1 protein-coding gene is annotated in these 534 nt (G+C 49.4%); it reads left to right on the top strand.

What is annotated here, in order from left to right:
• On the top strand, window positions 1-534 hold a 534-nt coding region (locus tag KDH83_RS31330; RefSeq protein WP_212323022.1), incomplete at both ends, for a hypothetical protein.

Here is a 534-nt window from a genome sequence, read left to right on the forward strand (position 1 = left end):
GCAATAGAGATCCGGGAACTAAAACCACATGCAGTTACTCTCCTCGCAACCGTGCCGATCTCTCCATGGGCATCAGGAAAGCTGCTGCAGCTTGCAGAGGAAGGCGAGCTTGAGGCATGGCGGTTTGAACAAATCCGTTTTTCTCGACTGCACGAAGAGATTCCAGATACAGAATTGGCAGTTCTTCTAGCTGCAATCAATACCCTGAACCAGGGTTATATTTCTTCAATTCGAATACTATCTATGCGCTTCCTAGTGGCAGAACGCCATGCGCACGGCCCAAATGAGGCACTTTGTGCCGCAGCCAGAGTGGCGATTATTCAATTTATTTCCGCACATCGAGACGAATCGAGAAGCTTTCAGCCGCATGAGCTAGAACCCATCCTCGAAGGAGCATTTGATATTTCTGCTCCAGAGAGCGAAATCAAAGAGATAACCAGGCTACTTGGCGAAGGCATAGGAACGTACCGCCTCTACGCTCACGAACTAGCCCCAGTCATCACTGCGCTGATCAAGAGACATCCAGAGTTAATG

The organism is Achromobacter sp. Marseille-Q0513 (assembly GCF_018195695.1).
In the GTDB taxonomy this organism is placed as follows: domain Bacteria; phylum Pseudomonadota; class Gammaproteobacteria; order Burkholderiales; family Burkholderiaceae_B; genus Achromobacter.